At 70.8% G+C, this 15,305-nt stretch carries 11 protein-coding genes and 1 riboswitch; of the genes, 9 read left to right on the forward strand and 2 right to left on the reverse strand.

Annotated elements, in window-relative coordinates; genetic code table 11:
• The first annotated feature begins 300 nt into the window (after nucleotides 1-300).
• From ACZ4Z1_RS29265 to ACZ4Z1_RS29290, 6 genes are all read left to right on the forward strand, one after another.
• On the forward strand, nucleotides 301-1,059 hold the full coding sequence (locus ACZ4Z1_RS29265; RefSeq protein WP_030587435.1) for a GntR family transcriptional regulator: 759 nt from the start codon (nucleotides 301-303) through the stop codon (nucleotides 1,057-1,059).
• A gap of 148 nt (nucleotides 1,060-1,207) precedes the next feature.
• Nucleotides 1,208-3,364, forward strand: a complete 2,157-nt coding sequence (locus tag ACZ4Z1_RS29270; protein WP_468489647.1) for a carbon starvation CstA family protein — start codon at nucleotides 1,208-1,210, stop codon at nucleotides 3,362-3,364.
• Nucleotides 3,361-3,558, forward strand: coding sequence for a CstA-like transporter-associated (seleno)protein (locus tag ACZ4Z1_RS29275; protein ID WP_468489648.1), 198 nt, complete (start codon nucleotides 3,361-3,363; stop codon nucleotides 3,556-3,558). The genes ACZ4Z1_RS29270 and ACZ4Z1_RS29275 overlap by 4 nt, the downstream gene beginning before the upstream one ends.
• Before the next feature lie 171 nt (nucleotides 3,559-3,729).
• Nucleotides 3,730-4,005 (forward strand): DUF3311 domain-containing protein, encoded by a 276-nt coding sequence (locus tag ACZ4Z1_RS29280; protein ID WP_468489649.1) that lies wholly within the window; start codon nucleotides 3,730-3,732, stop codon nucleotides 4,003-4,005.
• A complete protein-coding gene (gene mctP, locus ACZ4Z1_RS29285) occupies nucleotides 4,002-5,636 on the forward strand; it encodes a monocarboxylate uptake permease MctP (RefSeq protein WP_468489650.1) in 1,635 nt (544 codons plus the stop codon). The genes ACZ4Z1_RS29280 and mctP overlap by 4 nt, the downstream gene beginning before the upstream one ends.
• A 55-nt stretch (nucleotides 5,637-5,691) precedes the next feature.
• Nucleotides 5,692-6,216: a GNAT family N-acetyltransferase gene (locus tag ACZ4Z1_RS29290; protein WP_468489651.1), complete on the forward strand. Its 525-nt coding sequence runs from the start codon at nucleotides 5,692-5,694 to the stop codon at nucleotides 6,214-6,216.
• Between the two features lie 10 nt (nucleotides 6,217-6,226).
• On the opposite strand, the gene ACZ4Z1_RS29295 is transcribed toward ACZ4Z1_RS29290, so the two are convergent.
• Both ACZ4Z1_RS29295 and ACZ4Z1_RS29300 read right to left on the reverse strand, forming a co-directional pair.
• The gene (locus tag ACZ4Z1_RS29295; protein ID WP_468489652.1) at nucleotides 6,227-7,585 is read right to left on the reverse strand and encodes a TolB family protein; all 1,359 of its coding nucleotides are present in this window, start codon (nucleotides 7,583-7,585) and stop codon (nucleotides 6,227-6,229) included.
• A gap of 125 nt (nucleotides 7,586-7,710) precedes the next feature.
• Nucleotides 7,711-8,853, reverse strand: a complete 1,143-nt coding sequence (locus ACZ4Z1_RS29300) for a hypothetical protein (protein WP_468489653.1) — start codon at nucleotides 8,851-8,853, stop codon at nucleotides 7,711-7,713.
• A gap of 543 nt (nucleotides 8,854-9,396) precedes the next feature.
• Nucleotides 9,397-9,529, forward strand: a riboswitch (cobalamin riboswitch).
• A 157-nt stretch (nucleotides 9,530-9,686) separates the two neighbouring features.
• Here ACZ4Z1_RS29300 and ACZ4Z1_RS29305 point away from each other — a divergent pair.
• From ACZ4Z1_RS29305 to ACZ4Z1_RS29315, 3 genes are all read left to right on the forward strand, one after another.
• The gene (locus ACZ4Z1_RS29305; protein WP_468489654.1) at nucleotides 9,687-12,140 is read left to right on the forward strand and encodes a ribonucleoside-diphosphate reductase subunit alpha; all 2,454 of its coding nucleotides are present in this window, start codon (nucleotides 9,687-9,689) and stop codon (nucleotides 12,138-12,140) included.
• Between the two features lie 2 nt (nucleotides 12,141-12,142).
• Entirely contained in the window at nucleotides 12,143-13,216 is a 1,074-nt protein-coding gene (locus tag ACZ4Z1_RS29310) for a ribonucleotide-diphosphate reductase subunit beta (protein WP_468489655.1), read from the forward strand.
• Nucleotides 13,217-13,371: 155 nt separating this feature from the next.
• Entirely contained in the window at nucleotides 13,372-15,279 is a 1,908-nt protein-coding gene (locus tag ACZ4Z1_RS29315; RefSeq protein ID WP_468489656.1) for a transglycosylase domain-containing protein, read from the forward strand.
• Nucleotides 15,280-15,305 lie beyond the last annotated feature (26 nt).

Here is a 15,305-nt window from a genome sequence, read left to right on the forward strand (position 1 = left end):
TTTTTGTGTTGTTTGTGGGTGGGGTAGGGGGGGGGTTCGTCTTCTGTTTGCCTCTTTTTTTTTTTTTTTTTTTTTTTTTTTTTTTTCTCTTTCTTCCCCCCCCCCCCCCCCCCCCCCCCCCCCCCCCCCCCCCCACGCCCGCACGGCGTCCGTCCGCAGGGCAGACGCTACGTTGGCGTCAGGCCCCGCGAGCGGGCACGGACCAGCAAGGGAGCATCGGGACCCCACCCGTGCCACGATGAGCCGCTACGTACGGAGGAGCCGGTGACGGCAGCGCGACAGGAGTCGGAGAGGCGGGTCATGGAGACCGACGGGGGCAGTGCGGACAACGGCGGCGGCGCACGCACCGCCCGCGTACCCAAGTACTACCGCCTCAAGCGCCACTTGCTGGAGATCACCGAGACGCTGCCCCCGGGCACGCCGGTCCCGCCGGAGCGCACCCTGGCGGCGGAGTTCGACACATCCCGCACGACGGTACGCCAGGCCCTCCAGGAACTGGTCGTCGAAGGGCGGCTGGAACGCATCCAGGGCAAGGGCACGTTCGTCGCCAAACCCAAGGTCTCCCAGGCCCTGCAACTGACCTCCTACACCGAGGACATGCGGGCCCAGGGCCTGGAGCCGGCCTCGCAGCTGCTGGACATCGGCTACGTCACCGCCGACGACCGGCTCGCCGGACTGCTGGACATAGCGGCCGGCGGGCGAGTGCTGCGCATCGAGCGGCTGCGGCTGGCCAGCGGCGAGCCGATGGCCATCGAGACCACCCACCTGTCGGCGAAGCGCTTCCCCGCGCTGCGTCGCAACCTCGTCAAGTACACCTCGCTGTACACGGCACTGTCCGAGGTCTACGACGTCCGGCCCGCCGAGGCCGAGGAGACCATCGAGACGTCGCTGGCCACACCGCGCGAGGCCGGACTGCTCGGTACGGACGTGGGCCTGCCGATGCTGATGCTCTCCCGGCACTCCCTCGACGCCGAGGGCGCGCCGGTGGAGTGGGTGCGCTCGGTCTACCGGGGCGACCGGTACAAGTTCGTGGCCCGGCTGCGGCGCCCGGCTGACTGACGGGCGGGCCGGGTCCGCGGCCGTACGGTCGAGATCCCGCGGCCGTACGCCCCGGGCCCGGCGCCCGCCGCATCACCGGGGGTATGGCGCGACCCGCCCTCCTGCCTCTACGGTCCTTCCGTCGTCGCGTCGACGGGAGGACGTACAGGTGCGCCCAGCAGGCCGGACCCGAACCGCTGCCAGTCCCCGGAAGATCGCACTGTGGACGGCCGTGGCGCTGGCCGGCGCCGCCGGCTGGACGCTGCTCGCGCTGTCCCGCGGCGAGGAGGTCTCGGCCGCCTGGATGGTGGCCGCCGCCCTCGGCTCGTACGCCATCGGATACCGCTTCTACGCGCGCTTCATCGCGACCCGCGTGCTGCGGTTCGACCGGACGAGGGCGACGCCCGCCGAGCGGCTGAACGACGGTGTGGACTTCCACCCCACCGACCGGCGGGTGCTGCTCGGCCACCACTTCGCGGCCATCGCGGGCGCCGGGCCGCTGGTCGGGCCGGTGCTGGCCGCCCAGATGGGGTACCTGCCCGGCACCATCTGGATCATCGTCGGCGTAGTCTTCGCGGGTGCCGTGCAGGACATGGTGGTGCTGTTCTTCTCCACCCGGCGCGACGGCCGGTCGCTGGGGCAGATGGCGCGCGAGGAGATCGGCGTGGTCGGCGGTGCCGCCGCGCTGCTCGCCGCCTTCGCCATCATGATCATCTTGCTGGGCGTGCTGGCGCTGGTCATCGTCAACGCGCTGGCCCAGTCCCCCTGGGGCACCTTCTCCATCGGCATGACCATCCCGATCGCCCTGCTCATGGGCTTCTACCTGCGGGTACTGCGCCCCGGCCGGGTCACCGAGGTCTCCCTGATCGGCGTCGCGCTGCTGCTGCTCGCGCTGGTCGCGGGCCGCTGGGTCGCCGACTCGTCCTGGGCCGGCATTTTCACGCTGGAGCCGGGGACGCTGGTCGTCTGGCTGGTGGCGTACGGGTTCATCGCCTCCGTCCTGCCGGTGTGGACGCTGCTGGCGCCCCGCGACTACCTCTCCACCTTCATGAAGATCGGCACGATCGGGCTGCTGGCGGTCGGCGTGCTGGTCACGCTGCCCAACCTGAAGATGGACGCGGTCACGGACTTCGCCGGGCGCGGCGACGGCCCGGTCTTCGCCGGTTCGCTCTTCCCGTTCGTCTTCATCACCATCGCCTGCGGCGCGCTCTCCGGCTTCCACGCCCTGATCTCCTCCGGCACCACGCCCAAGATGGTGCAGAAGGAGACCCAGATCCGCATGATCGGTTACGGCTCGATGCTCATGGAGTCGTTCGTCGCGGTGATGGCACTGGTGGCGGCGTCGATCATCGACCCGGGGCTGTACTTCGCGATGAACGCGCCGACCGGCGTCATCGGCGACACCGTCCAGTCGGCCTCCCAGGCCGTCACACACCTCGGATACAGCATCTCCCCCGACCAGTTGGCGGCCGCGGCCAAGGCCGTGGAGGAGCACACGCTGCTGTCCCGTACAGGCGGTGCGCCCACCCTCGCCGTGGGGGCCGCGGACATCTTCTCGCAGGTCTTCGGCGGTGCCGGGATGAAGGCGTTCTGGTACCACTTCGCCATCATGTTCGAGGCGCTGTTCATCCTCACGGCGCTGGACGCGGGCACCCGGGTGGGCCGGTTCATGCTCCAGGACATGCTGGGCAACGTCTACAAGCCGTTCCGCAGGGTGAGTTGGAAGCCGGGGCTGGTGCTGTGCAGTGCGGCCGTGGTGGCGCTGTGGGGCTACTTCCTGTGGGTCGGCGTGCACGAGCCGCTCGGCGGCATCAACCAGCTCTTCCCGGTCTTCGGCATCGCCAACCAGCTCCTGGCGGCGGTCGCGCTGACCGTCTGCACGACCCTGCTGGTCAAGTCCGGCCGCCTGAAGTGGGCCTGGATCACGGGCGTTCCGCTCGCCTGGGACGCCACCGTCACCCTCACCGCGAGCTGGCAGAAGGTCTTCTCCGGGGACCCCAAGGTCGGCTTCTTCACGCAGCGTTCGGCCTACCAGGACGCCATCGACGCCGGGAAGGTGCTGCCGCCCGCCAAGAACATGAGCGACATGCACACGGTTGTCACCAACTCCACGGTGGACGGCGTGCTGTCGGCGGCCCTCGCCCTGCTGATCGTGGTGGTGATCGCGGACGCGGCCCGGGTGTGCGTACGCCACCTGCGCGATCCGGCCGCGTCCCGGCTGAGCGAGGCCCCGTACGTGCAGTCGGCGATCGTCGCGCCCGCCGGGCTGGTGGCCTCCAAGGAGGAGAAGGCGGAGCTGGCGGCGGCGGAGCGGAGCGGGCCGTGAGCGGGGTACGGCGGGCACTGGGCCGGATCCGCTGGTACGTACGGGAATTGACCGGCGAGAGCGCGTACGAGCACTACGTCGCACATGTCCGGAAGCACACGCCCGACGCGCCGGTCCCCAGCCGCCGGGAATTCGAGCGGCGGCGCTCCGAAGCGCGCGAGGGCGACCCCCGCTCCGGCTTCCGCTGCTGCTGACACGGCCCGCTTCCGCGGCGGGGCGGCGGGCACGCCCGTGGCCGAAGCGCTCGGCGTCGTTGCCGTACCGATATGCGGACAGGTAGTGACGCGTGCAACTTCCCTGGCTTAGATTTCCTGCCCATTACGCGCGTGATCACCAAGGGACCGCCAGGGAACGGAGCCACGGCCATGCCAGAGCCGTCCGAATCAGCCGGAACACCAGCGGGCAGAGCCGCCCCGGTCGTCACGCCCACGCGCGTGATCGCCGGGCTGTGCCTGGTCGCGCCCTTCGTGGCGGTGCTGTGGGTGAGCTCGTACGCCAAGGTGGAGCCGACACTCATCGGCATCCCGTTCTTCTACTGGTACCAGATGCTGTGGGTGCTGATCTCGACCGCGCTCACCATGGTCGCCTACAAGCTGGTCCAGCGTGAGCAGCGGCTGCGCAAGGGGGGTGCGTCGCGGTGAAGGACGGCGTGAACGGCGTCGCGCTCGCCGTCTTCATCTTCTTCTTCGTGGCCGTGACGGTCATGGGCTTCCTGGCGGCACGCTGGCGCAAGGCCGCGGAGTCCGACAACCTCGACGAATGGGGCCTGGGCGGGCGCAGCTTCGGCACCTGGGTGACGTGGTTCCTGCTGGGCGGCGACCTGTACACCGCGTACACCTTCGTCGCGGTGCCCGCGGCGATCTACGCGGCGGGCGCGGCCGGGTTCTTCGCGGTGCCGTACACGATCCTCGTCTACCCGCTGATCTTCACCTTCCTGCCCCGCCTGTGGTCGGTCTCGCACAAGCACGGGTACGTCACCACCTCCGACTTCGTACGCGGCCGGTTCGGCTCCAAGGGCCTGTCGCTGGCCGTGGCGCTCACCGGCATCCTCGCCACCATGCCGTACATCGCGCTGCAACTGGTCGGCATCCAGGCCGTGCTGGACGTGATGGGCGTCGGCGGCGGCGAGAACACCCACTGGTTCGTCAAGGACCTGCCGCTGCTGATCGCCTTCGGTGTGCTGGCGGCGTACACGTACTCATCCGGGCTGCGCGCACCGGCCCTGATCGCGTTCGTCAAGGACGGCCTGATCTACCTGGTCATCGCCGTCGCGATCATCTACATCCCGATCAAGCTGGGCGGCTTCGAGCACATCTTCGCGGTGGCCGAGGACGCCTTCGCGCAGAAGAACCCGGCGACCGGCAAACCGCGCGGGGAACTGGCCAGCGGGCCGAACGCGCAGTGGGCGTACGCGACCCTGGCCCTCGGCTCGGCGCTCGCGCTCTTCATGTACCCGCACTCGATCACCGCGACGCTGTCCTCCCGCAGCCGCGACGTCATCCGCCGCAACACCACCATCCTCCCGCTGTACTCCCTGATGCTGGGGCTGCTGGCGCTGCTGGGCTTCATGGCGGTGGCGGCCGGGATCAAGGTGCAGAACGGGCAGCTGGCCATCCCGCAGCTCTTCGAGAACATGTTCCCCGACTGGTTCACGGGCGTGGCGTTCGCCGCGATCGGCATCGGTGCGCTGGTGCCGGCGGCCATCATGTCCATCGCCGCGGCGAACCTGTTCACCCGCAACATCTACAAGGACTTCCTCAGGCCCGGCGCCACGCCCGCACAGGAGCACAAGGTTGCCAAGCTGGTGTCACTGCTGGTCAAGGTCGGTGCGCTGGTCTTCGTCCTGACGATGGACAAGACCGTCGCGATCAACTTCCAGCTGCTGGGCGGCATCTGGATCCTGCAGACGATGCCGGCCCTGGTCGGCGGCCTGTTCACCCGGTGGTTCCACCGGTGGGCGTTGCTGGCCGGCTGGGCGGTCGGCATGGTCTACGGAACGCTCGCGGCGTACGGAGTGGCCAGCCCCACGCAGAAGCACTTCGGCGGCTCCAGCGCGGAGATCCCCGGCATCGGCGAGATCGGCTACATCGGCCTGACCGCGTTCGTCCTGAACGCCCTGCTCACCGTCGTCCTCACGGTGGTCCTGCGCGCCATGAAGGCCCCGGACGGCGTCGACGAGACGTCCCCGGAGGACTACACGGCGGACGCGGGCGACAAGGACGTCCAGGTCGAATTGCCACCGGCCACGGCGGGGGCGCCGGCGGGGCGCTGAGGGGGCGGATGCGGTGCCGGGGGCCGTTGTCGGACCCCCGGTGCACACTTGCCTCATGGACATCACGATCAGGGCCGCGCGGCCGGAGGAGTTCGAAACGATCGGCGAACTCCTCGTGGCGGCCTACACGGCCGACGGGCTGCTGGCGTTCGGGGCCGACGACCCGTACGCACACGAGCTGCGCAAGGTCGCGCGGCGGGCGGAGCACGCCGAGGTGCTGACGGCGGTCGCCACCGACGGCGCGGTGCTGGGGGCGGTGACCTTCGCCGCCCCCGGCAGCCCGTACGCCGAGATAGCCGGTCCCGGCGAGGGCGAGTTCCGGATGCTGGCCGTCGCCCCCGGCGGCCGCGGGCGCGGCATCGGCGAAGCGCTGGTGCGCGCCTGCCTGGACCGCGCCCGCTCCCTCGGCCTGTCCCACATGGTGCTGTCCGCGATGCCGCACATCGAGAAGGCCCACCGCGTGTACGAGCGCATCGGGTTCACGCGCACACCCGAGCGGGACTGGGAGCCGGTACCGGGTATCAGGCTGTGGGCGTTCGCGTGCGAGCTGGACGTGGCGGACCGGCGGCCAGGGGCCTGACACGCCTGTCCTACGGCCGCAGCCTCCGCACGAACACGTCCGACGCCCCGTTCGTGTCCCCCGGGACCAGGTTCGCCGCGTCGGAGTCGAAGGCGAGGGTGCGGCCCAGGGCGTCGGTGGAGACGTTGGAGGACCAGGCCTGGGCCTGGGAGCCGTCGGCGGCGACGCTGACCCGTTCGACGGCGCCGGTCCGCATGTCGCGCACGAAGATGTCCTGCGCGCCGTTGGTGTCGTCGCGCACCAGGTCCGGAACCGTGGACTCGAAGAACAGGCGGCGGTTGTCCGCGGACAGGAAGCCGTTGTTGGAGCGGCCCTCCTGCGGCTGTCTGCCGTCATAGGTGTACGTCATCTGCTCCGTCGTGCCCTTGACGAGGTCGCGTACGAACAGGTCCGCCCTGCCCGTCGGATGGCCGGGCACCACCTCTCCGTACTGGCTGGAGAAGACCGCGTAGCGGCCGTCGGGGCTGAGTGAGGCGTTCCAGGCGCCGACGGTCTCGCCGGTCGAGCTGAGGCTCGCCACGCTCGTGCGGCCGGTGTCCAGGTCGTGCAGGAAGAAGGGGTAGCTGTGCGGTTTGCGCAGGCCGGCCTCGTCGCGGGCGGCCGGGGCCGAAGCCGGGGGCAGATTCCGCGCCTTGGAGGTGAAGCCGACCTTGCGGCCGTCGTAACTGAGCACGGGGTAGGTGGAGGGGCCGGTGGCCTGCTCGCCGGTGACGGAGACGCTCACCCGTGTCACGGTGCCGCTCTTGCGGTCGCGTACGAAGATGTCCTGTGCCTTGTTGGTGTCGCCGGGCACCAGGTCCTCGCGGCTGGAGGCGAACGCCACGTACCGGCCGTTGGCGCTGATCACCGGCATCTGGGAGCCTTGCTTGCCCTGCGGGGGACGCCCGTCGAGGGTCACGCTTTCGGTCCGCCCGGTCCGCCGGTCGTGGACGAAGATGTCGGTGTCGGCGTTGGTGTCGCCCGGCACGAGGTCGGCCGCGTCGGAGGCGAAGGCGACGTAGCGGCCGTCGGCGCTGATGGTGGGCGAGGACGACCAGGAGCCGGCCTGCGTTCCGTCGCTCGCCACGTTGACCCGCTCGACGGCGCCCGTCCGCAGGTCCTTCACGAAGATGTCCGACTGCCCGTTGGTGTCGCCGGGCACGAGGTCGGCCGCGTCGGAGGCGAAGGTGACGTACCGGCCGTCGGCACTGATCGCCGAGGTGGACGAGCCGCCGTTGCCCTGCGTGCCGTCGGCGGCGACGCTGACGCGTTCGGTGCCGTGCGGCGGCGCGGTCCGGGCGGTGGCCGTCGTGGCGGGCAGCAGTGCGGCGAGCGCGCACACGCCGGTCGCGGCGGCGAGTCTTCGTGCGGTGGTGCGGGTGAGCCTCATGGCTGGTTCCCCTCCTGGTCGGTGCGTTGGTGCGTTGGTGCGTTGGTGCGTACGGCGCCCGCGCGCCGATGCCGTGGCGCGCCGGGCGCGTAAGCCGTGCCGGTACCGGGGCCGGCACCGGCACGTCAGTGCCGGAGCCGGCGGACGAAGACGTCGCCCGTCCCGTTCGTGTCCCCGGACACCAGCCCCTCGTCGCGCGAGTCGAAGGCCGCCAGCCGTCCGGAGGCGTCGGGTGCCGCGATGTTCGTCCAGGACGTCGACTGGGCGCCGTCCTCGCCGACGTTGATCCGCTCGACCTGCCCGGTGTGCAGGTCGCGGACGAAGCCGTCCACCTCGCCGTTGGTGTCGCCGGGCACCAGGCCGGTGGCCACGGAGGTGAAGAAGAGCCGCCGGTTGTCCGCGGTGAGCCGCCCGTCGGAGGACCAGCCGTCGGCCTGGGAGCCGTCGTGCGCGCGGGTCAGCAGCCGGGTGGTGCCGCGTTCCAGGTCGCGGGCGAAGAGGTCGTACGTGCCGTTGGTGTCGTCCGGCACCACGTCGTCGGCCACGGCGGAGAAGACCGCGTACCGGCCGTCGGGGCTGAGCCGGGGGAACGGGGACACGCCGACCACGGCACCCGTGGTGCTCAGGCTCGCCGCCCGGGTCCGGCCGGTGGCCAGGTCGTGGACGTACATGGGGTCCTGCGGCGGCGGGCGGCGGAAGCCGGGCCCGGCGGGGACGAGGTTGTCCGCCTTCGAGGTGAACGCGACCCGGCGGCCGTCGGCGCTGATCGACGGGAAGGCGGACGCGCCGTTCGCCTGGGTGCCGTCGCTCGCCACGCTCACCCGCTTCACCGTTCCCGCCTGCACATCGTGGACGAAGATGTCCAGGCGCTCGTTGGTGTCGCCGGGCACCAGGTCCGGGCGGTAGGAGCCGAAGGCGAGGCGGCGTCCGTCACCGCTGAGGGCGAAGTTCTGGACCCCGTACCCGTACGGGGACTTCCCGGCGCCCGCGGTGGGGCTCACCGTGCGCCCGGTGCGGCGGTCGTGGACGAAGACGTCGCCCTCGCCGTTGGTGTCGCCGGGGACCAGGTTCGTCGCACCGGAGTAGAAGGCGACGTACCGGCCGTCGGCGCTGATCTCGGGCGAGCCGGAGAGGCCGTCGCCGAGCGTGCCGACGCTGCCGACGCTGACCAGGTCGACCTTTCCCGTCCGTAAATCCTTGACGTAGACGTCCTGGTGGCCGTTGGTGTCCGTGGGGCCCAGATTGGTGGCTTCCGAGGTGAATGCCACGAACCGCCCGTTCGCGCTGAGCTTCGGATCCCCTGAAAAACCGTTTCCCTGGGTCCCGTCCGCGGCGACGCTGACCCGCTCGGTGGCCGGCGCCGCCCGCCCCGCGGCGGCCGCCGGCGCCCCGGGCAGCGTCCCCGCCACGACACACACTCCCGCCACCAGGCCCACGACTCGCCCGGCGCCACGCGCCGCACCGGTTCTTCGCATGTCCCCCCTCACACATGACCCCCACCCGCCCCGCCGGCCGACGGAGCAGACAAGGAGCCAATACGCTTCAGGAGTCCCGGTCAACGCATCAGGGACATTCCGCGCCACCAATACGCCCCGTGCATCAGCCCCCGTCCAGGCCGCTCCGAACGGCTCGGGAACAGCCCGGAACGGCCTCGGAACACCCCGGGAGCGGCCCCGCGGCGGACTCGTGGCACCCTCTCGGAGGCCCCGCAGAACCCCCGGAACACGCTGCGACAGGGCATCCGAATACCACGGCTCCGGACAACCCCGCGCCAACGCGACACAAGATATGGGGGTGCGTGCACGAGGCAGCACAAGATGTATGCTCGTGCTCGCTGTCGTCGCAGGGGAATCCGGTGCGAATCCGGAACTGTCCCGCAACGGTGTACGAAGTGCGCACACCGCACCCGTGAGTCCGAAGACCTGCCCACAGCACGCCCGCGCCGGCACCGGCGCGGTCGTCGATACGTCCGGGTCTCGCGGGTTGGACCGGTGGACGCTGCGCGGTGTGCCCGCGCACCCCTTGCCTACCGGGGGTGCCGCACGCCCGCACGCGCCGCCGTGCCCTCCCCAGGCCCCCGCCGAGTGAGGGAGAGCAGCACGTGACCATCGCGCCAACGGAGCCCGCAGCAGCCGAGCAGGTCGCGCAGCCCGCGAAGGACACGCAGCCCCAGCAGGGCCCCGGCGGCCAGGCCACGGACGGCCCCGGCGCCGCCCTGCTGCGTACGCTGACCGACCTCACCGCCGACCTGCCCGCCACCGACCCGGGCAAGATCGCCGCCGCCGCGCTGCGCGGTCGCCACCCCGGCTCCGACGAGACAGAGCTGCGCTCGCTGGCCATGGAGGCCGCGGCCGGTCTGATCGGCGACGAGCCGCAGTACTCCAAGCTGGCCGCCCGCCTGCTGACCCGTGCCATCGCGGAGGAGGCGGCCGCGGAGGGGGCGGTCGCCTTCTCCGCCTCCGTCGCCACCGGGCACCGCGAGGGCCTGATCGCCGACGGCACCGCGGAGTTCGTACGCACCCACGCGGCGCGCCTGGACGCGCTGGTGGAAGGCGCCCTGGCGGACGGCGCGGACGACCGCTTCGGCTACTTCGGCCTGCGTACCCTGCACTCCCGCTACCTGCTGCGCCACCCGATCTCCCGCCAGGTGATCGAGACCCCGCAGCACTTCCTGCTGCGGGTGGCCTGCGGCCTGGCCGAGGACCACAGCGAGCGGGCACTGGCCGACGTCGCCGAGCTGTACCGGCTGACCAGCACGCTGTCGTACCTGCCGTCCTCGCCGACGCTGTTCAACTCCGGCACCCGGCACCCGCAGATGTCCTCCTGCTACCTGCTGGACTCCCCGCTGGACGAGCTGGACTCGATCTACGACCGCTACCACCAGGTGGCGCGCCTGTCGAAGCACGCCGGCGGCATCGGCCTGTCGTACTCCCGGGTCCGGGCCCGCGGCTCGCTGATCCGCGGCACCAACGGCCACTCCAACGGCATCGTGCCGTTCCTGCGCACCCTGGACGCCTCGGTCGCGGCGGTGAACCAGGGCGGCCGGCGCAAGGGCGCCGCCTGCGTCTACCTGGAGACCTGGCACGCGGACCTGGAGGAGTTCCTGGAGCTGCGCGACAACACGGGCGAGGAGGCCCGGCGCACCCACAACCTGAACATCGCGCACTGGATCCCCGACGAGTTCATGCGCCGCGTCGAGGCCGACGCCGACTGGTCGCTGTTCTCCCCCAGCGACGCGCCCGAGCTGGTGGACCTGTACGGCGACGCGTTCGACGCCGCGTACCGCAAGGCGGAGGCCGAGGGCCGCGCCGTCAAGCAGGTCCCGGCCCGGGTGCTGTACTCGCGGATGATGCGCACCCTCGCGCAGACCGGCAACGGCTGGATGACCTTCAAGGACGCCGCCAACCGCACCGCCAACCAGACCGCCGAGCCCGGCAAGGTCGTGCACTCCTCGAACCTGTGCACCGAGATCCTGGAGGTCACCGACGACGGCGAGACCGCCGTCTGCAACCTCGGCTCGGTCAACCTCGCCGCCCACCTGCGCAATGAGGCCGACGGCTGGGAGGAAGCGATGGACTGGGAGCGGCTGGACGCCACCGTCCGCACGGCCGTCACCTTCCTCGACCGCGTGGTGGACATCAACTTCTACCCGACCGAGCAGGCCGGGGCCTCCAACTCCCGCTGGCGCCCGGTGGGTCTGGGCCTGATGGGTCTCCAGGACGTCTTCTTCCGGCTGCGGCTGCGCTTCGACTCGCCCGAGGCGCGGGAGCTGTCCACGCGCATCTCCGAGCGGATCATGCTCGCGGCGTACGAGGCGTCCGCCGGCCTCGCCGAGCGGCACGGCCCGCACCCTGCCTGGTCCGCGACCCGTACGGCCCGCGGCGTGCTGCACCCCGACCACTACCCGAACGCCGAGCCGCGCTGGGCGGACCGGTGGGCGGCGCTGCGCGCCCGGATCGCGTCGACCGGTATGCGCAACTCGCTGCTGCTGGCCATCGCGCCGACCGCCACCATCGCCTCCATCGCGGGCGTCTACGAGTGCATCGAGCCGCAGGTCTCCAACCTGTTCAAGCGCGAGACGCTGTCGGGCGAGTTCCTCCAGGTCAACGCGTACCTGATCGAGGAGCTGAAGGCGCTGGGGCTGTGGGACGCCCGCACCCGTGACGCGCTGCGCGAGGCCAACGGCTCGGTGCAGGAGCTGGACTGGATCCCCGCCGAGACCCGCGAGCTGTACCGCACGGCCTGGGAGATCCCGCAGCGCTCGCTGATCGACATGGCGGCGGACCGTACGCCCTACCTCGACCAGAGCCAGTCGCTGAACCTGTTCATGGCGTCCCCGACCATCGGCAAGCTCAGCTCGATGTACGCGTACGCCTGGAAGCGCGGCATCAAGACCACGTACTACCTCCGCTCGCGTCCGGCGACCCGTATCGCCCAGTCCGCGCGCGGCACGGGCGGGGGCGCGCAGACCGCTCCCGTACCCGCTCAGGCGGCCGACCCCGAGGCCGTCGCCTGCTCCCTGGAAAACCCCGAGTCCTGCGAGGCATGCCAGTAATCATGACCACTGCACCCGAGAAGAACGACACCACCGAGACGACCGCGGCCGCCTCGCACACCGCTACCACCGGCGCGAAGAACCTCCTCGACCCGGGCTTCGAACTGACCCTGCGGCCCATGCGCTACCCGGACTTCTACGACCGCTACCGGGACGCGATCAAGAACACCTGGACCGTGGAGGAGGTCGACCTCCACTCCGACGTGGCCGACCTCGCCAAGCTCTCCCCCGGCGAGCAGCACATGATCGGCCGGCTCGTCGCGTTCTTCGCGACCGGCGACTCGATCGTGGCCAACAACCTGGTGCTGACCCTCTACAAGCACATCAACTCCCCCGAGGCGCGGCTCTACCTGAGCCGACAGCTGTTCGAGGAGGCCGTGCACGTCCAGTTCTACCTGACGCTGCTGGACACCTACCTGCCCGACCCGGAGGACCGCGCGGCCGCGTTCGCCGCCGTGGAGAACATCCCGTCCATCCGCGAGAAGGCCGAGTTCTGCTTCAAGTGGATGGACTCGGTCGAGTCCATCGACCGTCTGGAGTCGAAGGCCGACCGCCGCCGCTTCCTGCTGAACCTGATCTGCTTCGCGGCCTGCATCGAGGGCCTGTTCTTCTACGGCGCCTTCGCGTACGTGTACTGGTTCCGCTCGCGCGGCCTGCTGCACGGCTTGGCCACCGGCACCAACTGGGTCTTCCGCGACGAGACCATGCACATGAACTTCGCGTTCTCGGTCGTGGACACGGTGCGCGAGGAGGAGCCGGACCTCTTCGACGACGAGCTGGAGCGCCAGGTCACCGACATGCTCAAGGAGGCCGTCGAGGCCGAGCTGCAGTTCGGCCGTGACCTGTGCGGCGACGGCCTGCCGGGCATGAACACCGAGTCGATGCGCGAGTACCTCCAGTGCGTCGCCGACCAGCGCCTGCAGCGCCTCGGTTTCGCGCCGGTGTACGGCTCGGAGAACCCGTTCTCCTTCATGGAGCTGCAGAACGTCCAGGAGCTGACCAACTTCTTCGAGCGGCGCGCCTCGGCCTATCAGGTCGCCGTCGAGGGGTCGGTCTCCTTCGACGACGAGTTCTGATCGGGATCTGAATCGAGCTGGACGGTGCCGGTCCGTACGTGCGGACCGGCACCGTCCGTTTCTTTATGTCCGACGAATCCGGACCGGATTTGATGAGTCGATGACAACGCGCGGGCGACGGCAACCCCGTCCCGGCCCACCTGCTCTCCCGTTACATGAAGGGCAGCGAGCAACCGAGGAAGAAACGGTTCATCGACTATCCCCGCCGGGGCCGCGGCGGCTGGCGCCGCTGGCTGCCGTCCTGGAGACAGCAGCTCGGCATCGCCGCCGCCGGCGCGGCCGGCACCGCCGGGCTCTTCGTCGCCGTGTACACGCAGGTCGACATCCCGGACGAGAACGCCGCCTCGCGCCAGGAAGCCACCGTCTACTACTGGGCGGACGGCAGCCAGATGGTGAGCGAGGGCGCCGTCAACCGGCAGAACGTCACCCTCGCCCAGGTGCCCGACTCCGTCGAACACGCCGTCATCGCCGCCGAGAACGCGAGTTTCTACTCCGACTCCGGGGTCTCGTTCTCCGGAATCGCCCGGGCCGCGGTGAACATGGCCCAGGGCGCGGATGCCCAGGGCGGTTCCACCATCACCCAGCAGTACGTGAAGAACACGTACCTCTCGCAGGACCAGACCCTCAAGCGCAAGGTGAAGGAATTCTTCATCGCGCTGAAACTGGACAACCGCAAGTCCAAGTCGGAGATCCTGCAGGGCTATCTCAACACCAGCTACTTCGGGCGGAATTCGTTCGGAATCCAGGCCGCCGCGAACGCGTACTACGGCATTCCGGCCAAGAGCCTCGACCCCAGCCAGGGCGCGGCGCTCGCCGCGCTGCTCAAGGGCGCCGAGCAGTACGATCCCGCACTCAGCGACGCCAACCACGAGCGCGCGGTGGAACGTTGGAAGTGGATTCTGGACCGCGAGGTGGAGACCGGACTGATGAGCCGGGAGCAGCGCGCCCGCTACACGACGTTCCCCGAGCCGCGCGCACCGGTCACCCCGACCAGCCAGAAAGGCCAGACCGGCTATCTCGTCGACGTGGCGAAGAAATACCTCCGGAGCCGTACGGATCTGACCGACCGCGATCTGGCCCGCGGCGGCTACCGCATTCACACCACCTTCGAGAAGGACAAGGTGGCGCGGCTGGCGAAAGCGGTGGCGGACGAGCGGCGCCGCGGTATCGACCCGAAGAAGCGCCCCGCCGACGCGTACGTGGAATTCGGCGCCGCGTCCGTGCGGCCCCGCGACGGAGCCGTCATCGCGCTCTACGGCGGCCCGGACGCCACGAAGCACTTCGCGAACAACGCCGACACCGCGGGCGTGCCGGCGGGCTCGGCCTTCAAGCCGTTCGTCCTGGCCGCCGACCTGCGCGAGCAGAGCGGCACGGCCGCGGAGGCCGTCCCCGACGGCACCGCCCGCCCGTCGCCGACCACCGCACCGGGCGCCGCACTGCCGTCCGCCCTGTACGAGGGCCTGATCACCTCCGCCCACCCGCCCTTCGTCAGCGCGGGCAAGCGCCTCGGCCTGGAGAAGATCCGGGACCTGGCCGTCGCGGCGGGCCTGCGCAAGGAGAGCCTGGCCCGCCTGGAGCCCACGTTCCCGCTCGGCACCTCCACGCCCAGCGCGATCCGGCTGGCCGGCGCGTACTCGCTGTTCACCAACGACGGCAGCCGCACCGAGCCGTACTCGGTGACCGAGGTGGTGCACGACGGCAAGCCGCTGCCCGGCCTGGAGCCGCCGGCGCCGCACGGCGTGCTGGCCCCGGAGGCGGCGCGCGGCATCAACGCCGCGCTCCGGGCCTTCGCCTGGAAGTCGCTTCCCCAGGAGACCGTCACCAGGCTGCCGCGCGGCATCGCCGCGGGCGGCACCGGCCCGGACGACCGAATGCGGTCGGCGTGGTTCATCGGCAACGACGGCGCGCCCGGCGGCGGGCTGACCACCGCCGTCACCGTCTTCCGCGCCGAGCCGGGGGCGCCGCGGCTGCTGCCCATGGAGGGCCTGGGCGGCGACGCCCGGTTCGGCAACGGGATACCGCCCCGGATCTGGGGCGCGTACGCCACCGGCACGGGGAAGTGAAGGCGGGCCGGGGCTCGGCCGTCAGG

This window comes from Streptomyces sp. NPDC030165 (assembly GCF_055573595.1).